The following is a 15,591-nucleotide window of genomic DNA, read 5'->3' as shown; positions in this document are numbered from 1 at the left end:
AGATCAGCGTTAAAAGTTATTATTAAAAATAAGTAAATTTCATTGTTTTAGTACAATATTTAGTATACACTTTAAGAAGATATGTTTGATTTAATTTCATGTCAGAAGCAAAAAGTTTAATTTTGGCAGCTATCCTTTCCATGTTAATCATGGTGTCTTGGCGTATTATTTATGATAATTTTTTTAGTACAAACCAAAACCAGCCATTGATTGAAAATATTGAACATATCGAATCTTTTAACGACCTTGCTCCTATAATATACCAAAATCGTTCTGAAATTATTAATTCTACTCGAGAACAGAGGGTTAGTTTAACCAATAACATGATTAAAGGATCAATTTCTCTGAAAGGTGCAAGGTTTGATGACTTAATTTTAACTAATTACCACTTAGAACCGAGTTCTTCTTCTCCACAAGTGGTGTTACTGTCACCTGCAGAATCAAAAGATGTATATTTTGCAGAATTTGGGTGGCTCGATCCGAGTAACAAGATTAAAGTTCCAGATTCTAAAGCAGTCTGGCGAGCAGATAAACTTAATCAAAAAGAGGTCAATTTATCTTGGGACAATGAGAATGGCATTTTATTTAGAATGAAAATTAACCTCGACGATAATTACATGTTTAAAGTTGAGCAAGTTGTTGAAAATAATACAAAGGATAATGTAGTTTTGGTTCCTTATGGTAAAATTAACCGTAAACGTGACAATATCAACGAATCTTATTGGATATCCCATGAAGGAGTACTGGGTGCATTTGATAATAAACTAGAGGAGTGGACATATAAGGATATTTCCAAAAAACATTTAATAAAAGCAAGCACGAGTGAAAAAAATTGGTTTGGTTTTGCTGATAAATACTGGCTCACAGCCATCATACCTGAAAAATCTGATAAAATAAATGTAAGCATTAAACACACAAACGTTAATAATACTGATAAATTCCAAGTAGATTTTGTCAAACCTTACAAGAGCATACTTCCTGGTGCAAGCGTTTCTAATGTGAATTATTTTTTTGCTGGAGCAAAAAAGTTGAATTTACTGGATTCTTATAAGGACACTCTCAATATACCCCTGTTTGATAAAGCTGTAGATTTTGGTGTTCTTTACTTTATAACTAAACCAGTGTTTTTACTGCTTGAATATTTTAACTTCGTTTTAAAAAATTTTGGCTTAGCAATATTATTGCTGACTTTAGTAATCAAACTTTTGATGCTTTCCTTATTTAATAGATCATATATTTCGATGTTTAAGGTAAAAAGCCTGCAGCCTGAATTAACTCGTATAAAAGAGTTGTATAAAAATGACAGCTTAAAGCAGCATAAAGAGACAATTGCATTGTTTAAGAGAAACAACGTAAATCCAATGTCGAGCATTTTTCCCATGCTAATACAAATACCGGTATTTTTTGCTCTATATAAAGTATTATTTGTTACTATAGAGATGAGGCATGCTCCTTTTTTTTTATGGATTAAGGATCTTTCAGCTCCTGACCCAACGAACATCTTTACATTATTTGGGTTGTTTAATTATAACTTTCCTATTTCTATAGGCATTTTACCTATAATTTTCGGTGCCACCATGATAATTCAGCAGAAGCTAAGTGAGAAAGATCAAACCAGTAAAGATGATATTCAAGTAAATGTTATGAAGTTTTTACCTTACATTTCTGTCTTTATTTTTTCTTCTTTTCCTGCCGGCCTGGTAATATATTGGATATTTAGTAATATTATAACTCTAATTCAACAGTCATTAATAAAGTTGTTTTTAACAAAAAAAGTGGTAGTAAATGTCGAGAATACTAATAGTTAATTCGATTTATTATACTGAAATAGCGAACCTTTTGCTTGAAGGTGCAATTGATAAATTAAAAGGCAGTAATGCCAGTTACGATGTAGTTGAGGTTCCTGGTACATTTGAGATACCAGCTACAATTCTTTTTGCAGTCAAGAGTGGGCATACTAATTATGATGGTTATTTAGCTCTTGGGTGCGTAATTCGCGGTGAAACCGATCATTATCAATATGTTTGTAAAGGAGTAATTGAAGGCTTAAATGAGGTTGTTATGCATTATGCAATACCCCTTGGTATGGGTGTAATTACCGCTGACAGCAAAGATAAAGCACTAGTTAGAGCTGATAAAAACAAAAAGAACGTTGGTGGCCATGCAGCCTCAACTGTTTTGCGTATGATAGATTTACACAATAAATTAAAATAATGGAGGAAAAACCAGTAGATAAAAAGTGGCGCATAAAAAGAAGCACGGCAAGATTTCTTGCTGTACAAATTGCTTATTCAAATATTTTCGTAGGTTACAACAAAAGCACTTTTAAACTGGAAAATTGTGAGCTTAAGGACTACATAAATAAGTTGAAAGATATATTTGAATGTGAAGAATTTGAACATCAGTTCTTAGAAAACTTGTTATATAAGGTTATAAAAAGCAGTGAAGAATATGATAAAATAATAGAGTCTTATTTACACCCAAGTTGGTCCCTTTCACGGTTAAATCTTATAAGCTTATCTATTTTGCGTGTTGCAATATGTGAGTTAGCTAATTGTGATACGCCAGTTCCAGTTGTCATTAATGAATATACTAACATTGCATCTGATTTACTTGATAAACCAAGCGAAATTGGTTTTATTAATGGGTTATTGGATAAGGCAAAAGATGCAGTTAAATTAAATAAAAATCCTTAGCAATTATAGCCAGCAAGCACAAGGTGTCATCCGAGTAGCTGCTGTATGAACATTGTCTACCAGATCCCAGTGCTTGACACTGGAATGGCTTTGTTGCATAGCAACTGAAAAAATCTGGTGGCTACTGACAAAATTCATTATAAAATAGCCATTTAACCTTGAAAGAAAAAATATGCCACAAAAAATGAGGGTCAGTAACCATAGCGAATATAACAAATTTCTAGAAAAAAGAGGAAATATTTTTCATTATATCAACGAAGCCATAGAAAAGTGGTACGAGAATGGTCCAAAAATACCAGGTGGCAACAATATTTATAGCGATAAAGTTGTAATTTTGGTGCACATAATAACTTGTTTATTTAGAATAGGCCTGAGGCAAACAGTTGGGTTTATAGCAGGATACCTTGAGCAAATTGGGAAAAATTTGCAAGTTATCAGCTATTCACAATCATCAAGAAGGTTTAAGAAACTCAATATTAAGATCAATGATTGCAGAATTGATAAAAATAATATGGAAGATATCGAAATTGCTATAGACAGTACAGGAATTAGTATATACAACAACACTCCTGGTCATAGCAAAGAAAATAGCGAAGATAGAAAGTATCGCAGCTATGAACAGACAAGAAAATTGCATGTAATGTTGAATACAAACAGCAAAAAAGCCATAGCTGTAAAATACAGTAACGGTGTCTACTCTGATCACTATGGAGCTTGTGATTTGCTAAAAGAAGTTGATTTTCAGCATGCCATAAAAGCACTATATGCAGATAGAGCATGTGATAGGCACAAGTTTTATAAGTTGTGTAACGAATATGATATAAAGACAAAAATTCCACCAATAAACAATGCGGCAGAACATCCAGAAATAGATTATATGTCTGACAGGAATGCTGCTATTAGGTTAATAAAATTATACGGTGAAGATGGCATGAAAGAATGGAAAAAAGAAGTAAATTATGGGAAAAGATCTTATATTGAAGGGTTTTTCTCAAGATTAAAGCAAATATTCGGATTTAGTTTTAGGAATAAATCTGAGATAAATCGAGAAAAAGAACTAAATGCTATTTGCTTAATAAATTCACTGATATTGGTATGGCTAAATTTGAGATAGTTACATGAATTTACCATAAATCACCATCTCATAAAGTGTGATGCAACAAAGCCATCCCAGTGTCAGCTACTTGGATGACAAGAAAGGGAGCACTGGAATGACATTATCTGTTGTGCAATTTACCTTCAAAAATGAATGTTTGTACAGTTATGTGTCAAGCACTGGGATGACAAGAAAGGGAACACTGGAATTTTTGTTTCAGCATTAGCCATGCATCTAAACAGATACGTTGCCTTGAGAATCGCAACATCCATGCAGTTATGCGCGTAACACTAAAAATCAAAAAAAACAAAGAGGCAGACTTAATCTACCTCTTTTATTTCACTTGGCTATACTGTCTGTTGTTGAGAAGCAACTTGTTCAACAATAAGTGAGCCTAAATAAGTGTTAACCCCTTTAGCACCATCTTTGTCTAAACCTAATGTTTTATTCCACTTTGTTTCATTTACTGCCTCGAACTTACCTTCATCGTTTTTCTCTTTTAGTGAACCTATCTCGAAGAGTAAAGTATTGCCTAGCGTATTGGTAAGCTGATTAATATCAACAATAATACGGTAGTTCTTGCCTTCTAAGCTGAAGGCTATATAATGTTTACCCTTTTCTACCTTACCTTCTTCATCTTTAACTTGGTTATTCCTTGCCATTTCCTTAAATGTGTCTTTTGTTACTAGCAATGCTGTTTCTTTACCGTTTTTTCTATCGTTATTAACAACAATCTTCGGAGCTCTCAACTCAGATATTTCATTGTTTTTGCTGATAGCGTACATTGCTGAACTAACCAGCGCAACAGCAACAATTGCTAATATACCGATTCCAAGTGGTGTAGCTGCAAAAGCTGCAAGTGGAGCAAGCGTGCAAGTTGAAGACACCCAATATGGTGCTGAAAGTGCTACTGCTGCGCCTATGACATACAAAGAAGTAAGTGCAACAAGTGCAGTATTTGTTTTGTGGAATTGACCACAGTGATTTTTGAAAGTTAGCATAAACGACCTCAAATATTAATATGCTTAAATAAAAAAACTGTCATAGTCAAGCTTTTTCGTAAGCTACCTGCCGCTTGAGCCAAAGCCCCCTGCATTGCGACCGGTTTCTTCTGCGCAGAATTCTTCTCTGTCATCCCAAATTACCTGAGATACAGGAGAAATAAGGATTTGTGCGATTCTATCTCCTCTTTTTATTTCGTATGGCTGATTACTTAGATTAATTAGACAAATTTTAACTTCACCTCGATAATCAGAGTCTATAGTGCCCGGAGAATTTAAGACAGTGATTCCATGTTTTGCAGCAAGACCAGAACGTGGGCGGATTTGCCCCTCAAAACCGTTTGGTATTGCAATCACAATTCCAGTTGGAACAAGTAATCTTTCAAGTGGATTTAAAACAGCAGAATCATTCAATGCAGCATAAAGATCCATGCCAGCACTCTGCGTAGTTGCATAACATGGAAGAGACAAGTCTTCTCCGTGTGATAATCTTTTTATTTCTACTTTAATTTTACTTCTTTGCACTCCAATTTACCATCTATGAAGACTCAATTATAGCATGTAAATTGTATCTGCAAAAGTGATAAATGTAAATGATGTCATTCCAGCGCGTGACGCTAGGCCATAAAATTCCTTGACAAGTTCAGTGCTCCTTTTTTTGTCATCCCAGTGCCTCTATGATGTCATTCCAGTCTGGAATCTAGTCCTTATTATGCAGCCACTTGGTTGAAATTAAGTCTTCTGGATCCCAGTGTCTGGGCACTGGGATGACATCATAAGGGCGCTGGGATGACACCCTGACAACCGTCATCCCGCTACTTGTTAGCGGGATCTAGAGATACCGCGAATGAATCGCGGTATGACGTAGATTGTTGTCATTCCAGTGTCAGCTACTTGAATGACACCCTCTTGGTATTCGTGTAGTTGCAAGCAGTATAGCTATAAATCACTCACAATCGATATGCTTGAATTACTCTCAGTAAATAAATCAAGCATAATGTTAGGTATTCTACCATCAACTATGTGAACAACTCCAGCACATTCCTCCGCCATTTTAACGTATGCCATAAGCCTTTCAATAAATTTTTCCCCTTTAATTTTCCCACAATCAATCGATGCATTTAAATTTTTAACAGATATCTTCCTGCCACCAATTTTATCTATTTCTTCATCTGTGTCACTCAAGATTATCATTTTAGATGCAGAAACTGCGATTGCGATTGCGCTTGCAGTGCTATCGGCATCAATATGATATGTTTCCCCATCTTTTCCATGACCAATTGGTGCAATAACTGGTATAAAATCTGATTCTTCAATAAAAAATAATATATCAGGATTGATTTCAGTGGGTCTACCGATGAACCCCATGTCTAATATCTTTTCGATATTATTTGATCTATCTTCTCTAAGCGTAGCGGTTATTTTTTCGGCTTTAATTAAGTTACCATCTTTTCCACATAATCCAATAGCTGAACCACCAGCAGAATTTATATACTGAACAATTTTTTTATTAACTGAACCACACAGTGCCATTTCAATGATTTTCATAGTGTCTTTGTCTGTAAGTCTGATACCATTCACAAACTTACTGTTCATATCCAGCATTTTTAACACTGAGTTAATTTCATATTCTCCGTCATGAATTATTACCGGATTTATACCAAGCTGCTTCAACAAGACAACATTATGCACAAAAGTATTAAATAGTGTTTCATCTAAGATTATTGTACCACCGCATTTAATGACAAAAGTCTCGCCTACAAAGCTAGGTATGTTAGATAGCACTTCAAGTAATATTTCTGCTTTTTGTTCAAATGATACCTCACCCTTTAAAAATTCACTACTCTTCATTTTTTTATCTTGTAAACTTGAAAAACTCATCTCTTACCTTGGTTATTTTATGCTTAACACGGATGCTCATTTGATGAATTGACACATTCTCATTATTAATCCATTTTTGAATATCTTCTATAACAGCACCTAAGCTTTTTTGACTTACTTTATCTATTTTTGTTAGCACAATGTTAAAGTTAATGTTATTATATATTAACCAATAAATGAAGTCTTTGTCTATTTCTTTTAATCCTACCTTGCTATCTATCAACACAAACACTCTTCTTAGATTTTCTCTTTGAATTAGATAATACTCAATTAAGTTTAAATATTGTATAATTTCCTCCTTGCCTGCATGAGAGTAGCCATACCCTGGTAGATCAACAAGTCTGAACTTATCATCGTACATAGAGTAAAAATTTATTTGTCTAGTGCATCCAGGTTTAGAGGAAACTCTGGCAGCTTTTTTGCTGTTTATCAGTAAGTTGATCAGACTGGATTTTCCTACATTTGATCTACCAGCAAACGCAATCTCTGGAGCCGACTCATTTGGTAATGATTTTATATCCGAAGCTCCAAATATGAAATTGCAGTTTGATGTTATCTGTTTTGCCATTATATTCAACTAGAAGGTAGTAGGTATATTATAGTGTTATTGCTTGATATAAGAAATTTTTTATTTCAGTATATATTACTTAGCTAGATCTGTGCTATATGGATATGGAAAATAATTTACAAGACTTAAAGAAAAAATTTAATGATATAGAGAGGAATTTGGAAAATCCTACCAATTTAAGTCAAAAAGAATTCATTACCCTTTCAAAGGAATACTCTGAGCTCAGGCCAATAATCAAGATAATTGATGAATATAACACGCTGAAAGAGGAAATTTCAGACTTAGAAGAAATAATGAAAGATGAAAACAGCGAAGGTGATATAAAAGAGTTAGCAAAAGAAGAATTTTTCGAAAAGCACAAGGTATTATTACCAAAAATAAAAGCAAAATTAAAGTTAGCATTATTGCCCAAAGATGAAGATGACTCAAGAAATGCAATATTAGAAATTAGAGCAGGTACAGGCGGAGAAGAAGCAGCATTATTTGCAGCAATGTTATTTCGTATGTATCAAAAATATGCAGAAAGAAGAAATTGGAAGTTCGAGCCAATAAGCATTTCTAATACAGGTATAGGTGGATATAAGGAAGCTTCTGCACTCATTAATGGAACAGAAGTTTTTGCAAGGTTGAAATTTGAATCAGGAGTGCACAGAGTACAGAGAGTGCCAGAAACTGAATCTTCAGGAAGGTTGCATACCTCTGCCGCTACTGTTGCGATATTACCTGAAGTAGAAGAAGTTGACTTTAAAATAGAAGAAAAAGACTTACGAATAGATGTTTATAGATCCAGTGGTCCTGGAGGGCAATCAGTGAATACAACTGACAGCGCAGTAAGGGTCACCCACTTGCCAACAGGGATAGTTGTGATACAGCAAGATGAAAAATCGCAGCATAAAAATAAAGCTAAAGCGCTCAAAGTATTGAGGGCAAGGCTATACGAAATTGAAAGACAAAAAAAAGAAATGGAAAGGTCAACAATGAGGAAAAGTCAGATTGGCTCTGGTGATCGTTCCGAGCGCATAAGAACATATAATTTCCCACAATCAAGAATAACAGACCACAGAATTAATCTAACTTCACATCGGCTAGAGCAGATTATAAAAGAAGGCGAACTAGATGAATTTATTGAGGTATTAATCTCACGTAATGAAGCAGAAAGATTGGCAGGGGAAAGTTAGCAGCCTACAATGGAATATCTTTATTAATTACATAGGATCTTTTAAACGCAATAGATAGACAGTAAAAACAAGTTCTAGTACTATCGCGGATAAAACAAGAACAGCTACACTAATTGTTTGACCATTGTAAATGTAGCTTGTTAAGCCGATAAAAATAGCCATGATAAAAGCTCTAATGAACGAGACTGCAGAAGAAGCTGTGCCTTTAATTTCAGGGAAAACATTTATTGATGCATTAAAAATCACTGGCTGGAAAATTGCACAACCGATAGAAAAAATAATCATAGACAGTGTTACTAAGTAGAAAGAGTGGGGTACAATTATACTGAATATTACAAGCAATAGAGACCCAATAGCACCCACGCTCGTACCAGAAATTACACACTTTATTGCTCCAAGTTTCTGCAAGATTTTGCCAGCAAATAGACTGATGAGTGAGAAGCACCCAACTATTGCACCTTGATGTAGTGCATAAATAGTGCTAGATAAACCAAAAGTCTTCATATACAGAAAAGGTCCACAAGTAATGAATGACATATACGCAGCAGAAAAGAGGCTTGACATCAAAGACAACGTAACAAACCTCGGATTAGATAGTAGTTTTCTGTAATCTTTCATCGTTTTTTTTCAAACTGAAAATATCGCGGTTCTTTTTTGTTTCTGGTAACGCTAAAAGCAGCAAAACCCAAGAGATCAAACAAAGTATTGCAACAGTTGCATAATTACCACGCCATCCTACAATTTCATTGATGAAACTGCCTAACACTGGCGCAATTGCCATGACAACTGTAAGAACCTGTTAAGGATCTCGAAAATATGAGGTAAAATAAGCATAGTTAAGAAAGAGGTATATCTATGCAAAAAAGCTATCCAAGCGATATAAGTCAAGAACAATTTGAAAAAATTAGACCAATACTGGAGAGTAGCAGAAAGAAAACAAAACCAAGGAAACTTGATTTGTATGATGTATTTTGTGCAGTGCTATATGTCCTAAAAAGCCCCTGCCAGTGGAGAATGCTGCCAAAAGATTTTCCGAGGTGGGAGAACGTGTATTACTATTTTCAAATGTGGAATAAAAAGAATGGAGCAGAACCAAGCTTGCTGGAAATAGTCTTAAAAAAAATTAGTTGGAGAGGTTCGTATCAGCAATGGTCGGAAAGAGAAAACCAGTTTCTGTATAATTGATGCCCAAAGCGTTAAAAACACAGATACTGCTGAAAAAAAGGGCTATGATGCAGGTAAAAAGATTTCAGGCATAAAGCGTCATATTGCAGTTGATACGCAAGGCTTGCCACACGCAATTCATATAACAACAGCAGAAGCAACTGATCGTAGCAGTGCTGTGGAAATGGTGGGAAAGGCTGAAAAAAACCTCTCTGAAGTTGAAAATATACTGGTTGATGCTGGCTATACAGGAGAAAATTTTGCAACTCAAATAAAAGCTACTATTGGTGCAACTGTTGAGGTAATAAAGCGGAGTGAATTACATTCTTTCGTTGTATTGCCAAAAAGATGGGTTGTTGAGCGATCTTTTGCTTGGTTGGAAAAATGTAGGCGTTTGTGGAAAAATTGCGAGCGGAAACTCAACACTAGCTTACAAATGGTTGTTCTTTCCTTCATTTCTATTCTATTGAGGAGATTTTAAACAGGTTCTAAGAACAGAATTCATGATTCCAATAAATTTCACCGCTTCGTCGCCTTTGTAGCTGTCTGCAACGATTGCAAACACAACTACAGATGTGCTAACACCAATGCCCTGAACAAAGCGAGAGATTAAAAGCCAAAAAATCGACGGTGCAAAAACACAACCAACAGCGCCGATTAATAACAAAGTGTTACCTATGATCATAATTCTCCTTCTGCCATAGCATTCAGACAATGGACCAAAAAACAACCCTCCTATGCAAAAGCCTAGGAAATTATAAGCAATAGTTAATTGAATTATGCCTTCCGGTACGTTAAAATAGTGCACCATATCAGGAAAACTAGGTACGGAAATGTCAATTTCAATGAACTTGGCAATGAGAGACAGGATTAACAGAAATGGTAGTAACATTTGAGATTTTTAATTAATGAATAAAAATATCACATTTAAAGCGTTGAAAGAAAACATTTTTTACTGTTATTAAAATGGTTAGAAACACCTCATGTGAAGGAATGGTGGATAAATTGGACACTAGGGTTAATTAAAGAAAAATATGACAACTATGTTAAAGCTCTTACTCTCTGTCCTAACTTTACTTATTTCCTCTTACTTTTTCAACAGTCCGTCTAAATTACTACAAGCAGTTTAATTTTTAGTAAATATGTCATTATTCAAAAATATGCAAGAAGCTTTACAGAAACTTAACATAATTTTATCATACAAATGTCATTCTTAAGTCCTATGTAAAAACAAATTTTGGCACTAATTTAATTAACTATGAGCTGGATAAATTGGAAAATAAATTTTGTTTACTTTTACAACACCTTAAGATCTAATGTCACTTTATCAATCAAAAATATTACAATAGGCTAGTATGTTCCTTACTCTTTTTCTCAAAATATTACCTATTTATATTACAATATTTATTGGTTACTTAGCAGGAAAATATCTTAAAATTGATAGAAACACTATATCTCAAATACTTTTTTATATAGCTAATCCAATAGTGATTTTATATGGAGTCTCTCATACAGAAGTTAACTTAAAAGTAATTTCTCTGCCGATTTTGATATGGTTTATAGGTAGCACTATGTCCTTATCAGTGTATTATCTTTCTTCTTTTTTATTTAAGGATAACACAAGAAACATATTAGCATTTAGCTCGGGCAGCACAAGTATGGGTTATTTTGGCCTGCCGATTGCCATGGCTTTATTTGATGAAGATTCAGTATCTGTATATGTTGTTTGTTATATAGGAATGGCGCTATTTGAAAACAGCTTAGGATTTTACATAGCTGCAAATGGTATTTATACCGCAAAAGAATGCATATTAAAGTTGTTCAAACTTCCTTCGCTTTATGCGATGGTTCTGGGCTTCTTTTTAAGTATATACGATATACAAATACCTACTTTTTTAACAGATGTTATGATGAATATTAGAAGTACATTTGTCACATTAGGAATGGTGCTACTTGGAGTGAGCATTGCGAATATTGCAAGCTTTAAAATAGATTGGAAGCTTGCTTTGATCACTATTACAGCAAAGTACGTATTCTGGCCACTGTTTGTTTTAGGAATTGTCCTTTTAGACAAGCATGTTATAGGTATATACGATGAGAGCATATATAAAGCACTGATGTTGCTGGCTATTATTCCAGTTTCTGGGTCCAGTATAATACTTGCTAATATTTTGAATTATCAACCAGATAAAGCTACTCTGTTGCTTCTAATCAGTACTGCAGTGGGACTGTTTTATGTTCCACTAATAATATCATTATTTTTTACTAAACTTGTTCCTTTTTGATCAAAAAATTAAGCGCTTGCACAACCATTATTTGGGTAACAACACAAGACATTGATAAAACTTGAATTTATAGCTAAAGCAACTTCTACAATTTGGTAACCCGTCATCCCGCTACTAGTTAGCGCCGCGGCGGTAAATTGACCTTACCCAGAAAAAGTAGAGAGAAAGTTAAGACGTTTTTGGAGTAAAATAAAACGTTTTTTCAAAATATGACAAATAGAAGAGAATATACAGCAGAATTCAAATTAGAAGCTGTTAAGCTGGTTAAAGAAACAGGTCAAGCAAGTACAAAAATAGCAAAAGATCTAGGTATAGATGGCAGTATGTTAAGTAAGAAAATATAATGGAAAAATGTCTGGAGCATACGCATTTCCAGGCAAAGGCTCCTTATGACAAAGAAAGATTTGATCTAAAAAAAGAGCTAATAAGAGAAAGAGACATCTTAAAAAAAGCCCTGGGCAAAGAAAAAGAGTAAAGTATTCTTTTATATAGAAATTGCTATAAAACACAGGAACTATGTAGGGTTTTGTACTGGTGGTATGGGTTGCTAAGGAAAAAAGCAGTAAAGAATTAGCAAAAGAAGGGCTTCTAGCAGATATTCAAAAAATACATCAAGCTTCTAAATGCAGATATGGAGCCCCTAAAATTCACGCTGAATTAAAAGCTTTAGGCAAAAATTAAAACAGTACAAAGTGTTATGCAAGAAAATGGCATTAAAGCCAAGTTTAGACGAAGGTTCAAAAATAAAAAACAGCAAATAAGCAACCGAGTTGTGGCTCCGAACACATTGGATCAAAATTTTACTACTGATCAGCCAAATAAAGTTTGGGATTACCTACATAAAAACTAAAGAAGGTTGTTGGCGGCAATAATTGACCTATATTCACGCATGGTGGTTAATGAGTAACATGATAATTAGTTATAGATTCTTTATTGATGGCCGTTGATAAACGCAAACCCGATAAAAATCTGCTGTTACATAGCGATCAAGGGTCACAGTATACCTCTCAAAATTACCAATTTCTATTGAATACAAAAAACATCATTTCCAGCATGAGCCATAAGGGCTGTTGTTACGATAACTCTGTTGCAGAAAAGTTCACTTAAAAGGGAGCTGCTTATTGATACTTCTCGCTCAACAAACCAGAACTACCATATTTGAATACATAGAAATCTTTTATAACAAATAACGTAGACATTCTACTATTAACTATTGCATTCCTGCACAATTTATTCTCATGATAAAAACGTCTTAACTTTCTCTCTACTTTTTCTGGGTAAGGTCAATTTGGGTCTGCACCATTTTTGAGTAATAGTTTTACTTCTTGTGCATTACCATCTTCTACAGCTAGGAATAATTGTTCTTCCTGTGTTTTTACGCGTGTTTCCACATTAGATATAAAAAATAACAATACTAAACATGCAATACCAATAATGCTAATATATTTTATAACTTTTCTCATAAGATATTTTACAATGCTTCTAATAATATTAGATATCATCTATAAAATTAAAAAATCCATGAAAGGGGATGAAAATATGTAAAAAAGTATTATTGATTAATTAAAAACAGATTTTGATTTGATAATACTAATAAAATCGATTTATCTTAAATTTACGTTGATTTTTACCTGTTATTTTTTGTAGTTTATCCAACGTAAATTCCAGGTAAAACAAAGTCGTTATCTCCAACCGTTACAACCAACTCTCCTTCTTTAATTTTTATTTGATTAGGTGTATGGTCCCATACCATCACACTCTGGGATCATACACCTAAAGTACTCCGACACTGGGATGACAAAAAAGAGCCCCCTGAGCAAAAATCTTATAGCCACTTGAATGATAATTGACTTTTTGCCTAAAATAACTAAGAAAGAAACTTCTCATCAAGATAACTTAAATATATACTAATTCTCTTATTTTTAAACGATTTCTCATCATGAATTGCACGATCAAAAACCTGAATTTGACTTGTTATAATGCTACAATTATTATTTGCAACTTCTAATACGCCACTATCAATTACAACCTTCTTTTCTGTTTGGTTACTCATTTTAACAGTAATCATACCAGGCAATAAATAAATTAAGTAAGGAGCATGGTGAGCTAAAATCATAAGCTCCCCTTCGAGCCCAGTTACTGAAAGAGAAACCACTCCACTGAATGAAATTTGATCATCAGGAGAGAAAAATTGCACTTTAAAAGTATTCATAATCTTTAACTTTTATTTAGCTTCAGCTTGTATTAATTCAGCCTTTTTTATTGCTTCATCTATATTCCCCACCATATAAAAAGCAGCCTCTGGTAAGTGATCATATTTGCCTTCAACAATCCCTTTAAAACTGGAAACAGTATCAGAAAGTGAAACAAATTTACCAGGCATGCCAGTAAATATTTCTGCAACGTGAAAAGGTTGAGAAAGAAATTTCTGAATCTTACGAGCCCTATCAACAATAATTTTATCTTCATCAGATAGCTCATCCATACCAAGTATTGCGATAATATCTTGCAGTGATTTATAAGTTTGCAATATACGTTTCACCTCAGAAGCTACATTATAATGTTCTTCACCAATGATTTCAGCAGATAAAGACTGAGAAGTTGAATCAAGTGGATCAACAGCAGGGTATATTCCCATTTCAGCTATTTGCCTTGACAACACTGTGGTTGCATCAAGGTGAGAGAATGTAGTTGCTGGGGCTGGATCAGTCAAATCGTCCGCAGGAACATATATAGCTTGCACAGAAGTAATAGAGCCAGAAGTTGTTGAAGCTATTCTTTCTTGCATTGCACCCATATCAGTTGCAAGGGTTGGCTGATAACCAACAGCTGACGGTATTCTTCCAAGTAAAGCAGAAATTTCAGAACCAGCTTGTGTAAATCTAAAGATATTATCCACAAAAAATAGAACATCTTGGTTTTCACGGTCACGAAAATACTCTGCCATAGTAAGTGCTGTTAAAGCAACTCTAGCCCTTGCTCCAGGAGGCTCATTCATCTGACCATAAACCAAAACAGCTTGAGATTTTTCATGCTCATTTATATTTATTACATTTGAAGTGATCATCTCGTGATAAAGATCGTTACCTTCACGCGTTCTCTCCCCTACCCCGGCAAACACAGAAAATCCTTTATGAGCTTTTGCTATATTATTAATTAATTCCATTATTAGGACTGTTTTACCAACACCGGCTCCACCAAATAAGCCAATTTTTCCTCCTTTAAGATAAGGTGCAAGAAGATCTATAACTTTTATTCCCGTAACTAAAACTTCTTCCTGTATTCTCTGTTCAGTAAAACTTGGAGGTGCTCTGTGTATAGGCTCTAAGTTATACTTTCCCTTCAGTGGACCACACTCATCTATAAGCTCTCCAACAACATTAAAAATCCTTCCTAAAGTTGAACGCCCAATTGGCACCGATATTGGTGCACCTGTATCAACAAATTCATCCCCCCTTGACATGCCATCTGTGCTATCCATAGCAATACAACGAACTATATTGTCACCTATATGCTGCGAAACTTCTAAAACCAGCTCCTTATCCTTATATTTTAGTTTGCTTTTTAAAGCATTAAATATTTTAGGCAATTCACCTTCAAATTTTATATCAACAACTGCTTGAGTTACCTTAATCGCTCTACCTATATTCATCTCTTTATTTTTATCACCTAACACTATAATTCCATAAAAGAACTTCTAAAGAAAATAAATTTTATATTAT

Annotated in this window: 19 protein-coding genes and 2 pseudogenes; 12 read left to right on the top strand and 9 right to left on the bottom strand. The window is 34.2% G+C overall.

Annotated elements, in window-relative coordinates:
• Nucleotides 1–98: 98 nt before the first annotated feature.
• The 5 genes from yidC to ABWU74_RS01745 all read left to right on the top strand — a co-directional run bounded on the left by yidC (nucleotide 99) and on the right by ABWU74_RS01745 (nucleotide 4,018).
• Nucleotides 99–1,808, top strand: a complete 1,710-nt coding sequence (gene yidC, locus ABWU74_RS01765) for a membrane protein insertase YidC (protein ID WP_095742636.1) — start codon at nucleotides 99–101, stop codon at nucleotides 1,806–1,808.
• Complete coding sequence (locus ABWU74_RS01760) at nucleotides 1,786–2,214, top strand: 6,7-dimethyl-8-ribityllumazine synthase (protein ID WP_006279647.1); 429 nt, start codon at nucleotides 1,786–1,788, stop codon at nucleotides 2,212–2,214. The genes yidC and ABWU74_RS01760 overlap by 23 nt, the downstream gene beginning before the upstream one ends.
• Nucleotides 2,214–2,696 (top strand): transcription antitermination factor NusB, encoded by a 483-nt coding sequence (nusB, locus tag ABWU74_RS01755; RefSeq protein WP_007549265.1) that lies wholly within the window; start codon nucleotides 2,214–2,216, stop codon nucleotides 2,694–2,696. The genes ABWU74_RS01760 and nusB overlap by 1 nt, the downstream gene beginning before the upstream one ends.
• A gap of 172 nt (nucleotides 2,697–2,868) precedes the next feature.
• A complete protein-coding gene (locus tag ABWU74_RS01750; protein ID WP_353289355.1) occupies nucleotides 2,869–3,810 on the top strand; it encodes an IS5 family transposase in 942 nt (313 codons plus the stop codon).
• A 40-nt stretch (nucleotides 3,811–3,850) separates the two neighbouring features.
• Nucleotides 3,851–4,018 (top strand): hypothetical protein, encoded by a 168-nt coding sequence (locus ABWU74_RS01745; protein WP_167471207.1) that lies wholly within the window; start codon nucleotides 3,851–3,853, stop codon nucleotides 4,016–4,018.
• Between the two features lie 121 nt (nucleotides 4,019–4,139).
• Here ABWU74_RS01745 and ABWU74_RS01740 read toward each other — a convergent pair whose 3' ends face one another.
• From ABWU74_RS01740 to yihA, 4 genes are all read right to left on the bottom strand, one after another.
• Nucleotides 4,140–4,793, bottom strand: coding sequence for a hypothetical protein (locus tag ABWU74_RS01740; protein ID WP_182282568.1), 654 nt, complete (start codon nucleotides 4,791–4,793; stop codon nucleotides 4,140–4,142).
• Between the two features lie 63 nt (nucleotides 4,794–4,856).
• Nucleotides 4,857–5,318, bottom strand: coding sequence for a dUTP diphosphatase (gene dut, locus ABWU74_RS01735; protein WP_006279458.1), 462 nt, complete (start codon nucleotides 5,316–5,318; stop codon nucleotides 4,857–4,859).
• Nucleotides 5,319–5,732: 414 nt separating this feature from the next.
• Entirely contained in the window at nucleotides 5,733–6,644 is a 912-nt protein-coding gene (argB, locus tag ABWU74_RS01730; protein WP_209473400.1) for an acetylglutamate kinase, read from the bottom strand.
• A gap of 4 nt (nucleotides 6,645–6,648) precedes the next feature.
• Entirely contained in the window at nucleotides 6,649–7,242 is a 594-nt protein-coding gene (gene yihA, locus ABWU74_RS01725; protein ID WP_010962460.1) for a ribosome biogenesis GTP-binding protein YihA/YsxC, read from the bottom strand.
• Nucleotides 7,243–7,340: 98 nt separating this feature from the next.
• Here yihA and prfA point away from each other — a divergent pair, with 98 nt between their 5' ends.
• Entirely contained in the window at nucleotides 7,341–8,420 is a 1,080-nt protein-coding gene (gene prfA / locus ABWU74_RS01720) for a peptide chain release factor 1 (RefSeq protein WP_353289354.1), read from the top strand.
• Between the two features lie 27 nt (nucleotides 8,421–8,447).
• On the opposite strand, the pseudogene ABWU74_RS01715 reads toward prfA, so the two are convergent.
• Nucleotides 8,448–9,216: pseudogene (locus ABWU74_RS01715) on the bottom strand (MFS transporter); the annotation flags it as partial.
• Nucleotides 9,217–9,275: 59 nt separating this feature from the next.
• Between ABWU74_RS01715 and ABWU74_RS01705 the strand changes: the two are divergent.
• Nucleotides 9,276–10,065 (top strand): IS5 family transposase gene (locus ABWU74_RS01705; RefSeq protein ID WP_353289218.1). Its coding sequence is split into 2 segments (ribosomal slippage): nucleotides 9,276–9,536 and nucleotides 9,538–10,065, totalling 789 coding nucleotides; the frame shifts between segments, so codons are not numbered across the junction.
• 9 nt (nucleotides 10,066–10,074) lie between these two features.
• Here ABWU74_RS01705 and ABWU74_RS01700 read toward each other — a convergent pair.
• Nucleotides 10,075–10,476: pseudogene (locus ABWU74_RS01700) on the bottom strand (MFS transporter); the annotation flags it as partial.
• 463 nt (nucleotides 10,477–10,939) lie between these two features.
• Between ABWU74_RS01700 and ABWU74_RS01695 the strand changes: the two are divergent.
• The 5 genes from ABWU74_RS01695 (at nucleotide 10,940) to ABWU74_RS01675 (ending at nucleotide 12,976) form a co-directional block, all read left to right on the top strand.
• Complete coding sequence (locus ABWU74_RS01695; protein ID WP_006279391.1) at nucleotides 10,940–11,869, top strand: AEC family transporter; 930 nt, start codon at nucleotides 10,940–10,942, stop codon at nucleotides 11,867–11,869.
• Nucleotides 11,870–12,078: 209 nt separating this feature from the next.
• Nucleotides 12,079–12,213 carry an IS3 family transposase gene (locus tag ABWU74_RS01690; RefSeq protein ID WP_007548354.1) on the top strand — a complete coding sequence of 45 codons (135 nt, stop codon included), beginning with the start codon at nucleotides 12,079–12,081 and terminating at the stop codon, nucleotides 12,211–12,213.
• Nucleotides 12,213–12,344 carry a hypothetical protein gene (locus ABWU74_RS01685; RefSeq protein WP_255322265.1) on the top strand — a complete coding sequence of 44 codons (132 nt, stop codon included), beginning with the start codon at nucleotides 12,213–12,215 and terminating at the stop codon, nucleotides 12,342–12,344. The genes ABWU74_RS01690 and ABWU74_RS01685 overlap by 1 nt, the downstream gene beginning before the upstream one ends.
• Nucleotides 12,345–12,403: 59 nt before the next feature.
• Nucleotides 12,404–12,550: an IS3 family transposase gene (locus ABWU74_RS01680; RefSeq protein WP_080717648.1), complete on the top strand. Its 147-nt coding sequence runs from the start codon at nucleotides 12,404–12,406 to the stop codon at nucleotides 12,548–12,550.
• A 255-nt stretch (nucleotides 12,551–12,805) separates the two neighbouring features.
• Nucleotides 12,806–12,976, top strand: a complete 171-nt coding sequence (locus ABWU74_RS01675) for a DDE-type integrase/transposase/recombinase (protein ID WP_080717647.1) — start codon at nucleotides 12,806–12,808, stop codon at nucleotides 12,974–12,976.
• A gap of 176 nt (nucleotides 12,977–13,152) precedes the next feature.
• On the opposite strand, the gene ABWU74_RS01670 is transcribed toward ABWU74_RS01675, so the two are convergent.
• The 3 genes from ABWU74_RS01670 to atpD all read right to left on the bottom strand — a co-directional run bounded on the left by ABWU74_RS01670 (nucleotide 13,153) and on the right by atpD (nucleotide 15,521).
• The gene (locus ABWU74_RS01670; RefSeq protein WP_223823054.1) at nucleotides 13,153–13,332 is read right to left on the bottom strand and encodes an ankyrin repeat domain-containing protein; all 180 of its coding nucleotides are present in this window, start codon (nucleotides 13,330–13,332) and stop codon (nucleotides 13,153–13,155) included.
• Between the two features lie 404 nt (nucleotides 13,333–13,736).
• Nucleotides 13,737–14,081 carry a F0F1 ATP synthase subunit epsilon gene (locus ABWU74_RS01665; RefSeq protein WP_006279902.1) on the bottom strand — a complete coding sequence of 115 codons (345 nt, stop codon included), beginning with the start codon at nucleotides 14,079–14,081 and terminating at the stop codon, nucleotides 13,737–13,739.
• A gap of 12 nt (nucleotides 14,082–14,093) precedes the next feature.
• A complete protein-coding gene (gene atpD, locus ABWU74_RS01660; RefSeq protein ID WP_010962432.1) occupies nucleotides 14,094–15,521 on the bottom strand; it encodes a F0F1 ATP synthase subunit beta in 1,428 nt (475 codons plus the stop codon).
• Nucleotides 15,522–15,591 lie beyond the last annotated feature (70 nt).

Source organism: Wolbachia endosymbiont (group A) of Paraperithous gnathaulax, from assembly GCF_964028485.1.
Taxonomy (GTDB): Bacteria; Pseudomonadota; Alphaproteobacteria; order Rickettsiales; family Anaplasmataceae; genus Wolbachia; species Wolbachia pipientis.
Note: the sequence above shows the minus strand (reverse complement) of the source record. Positions and strands in the feature narration are given on the sequence as shown.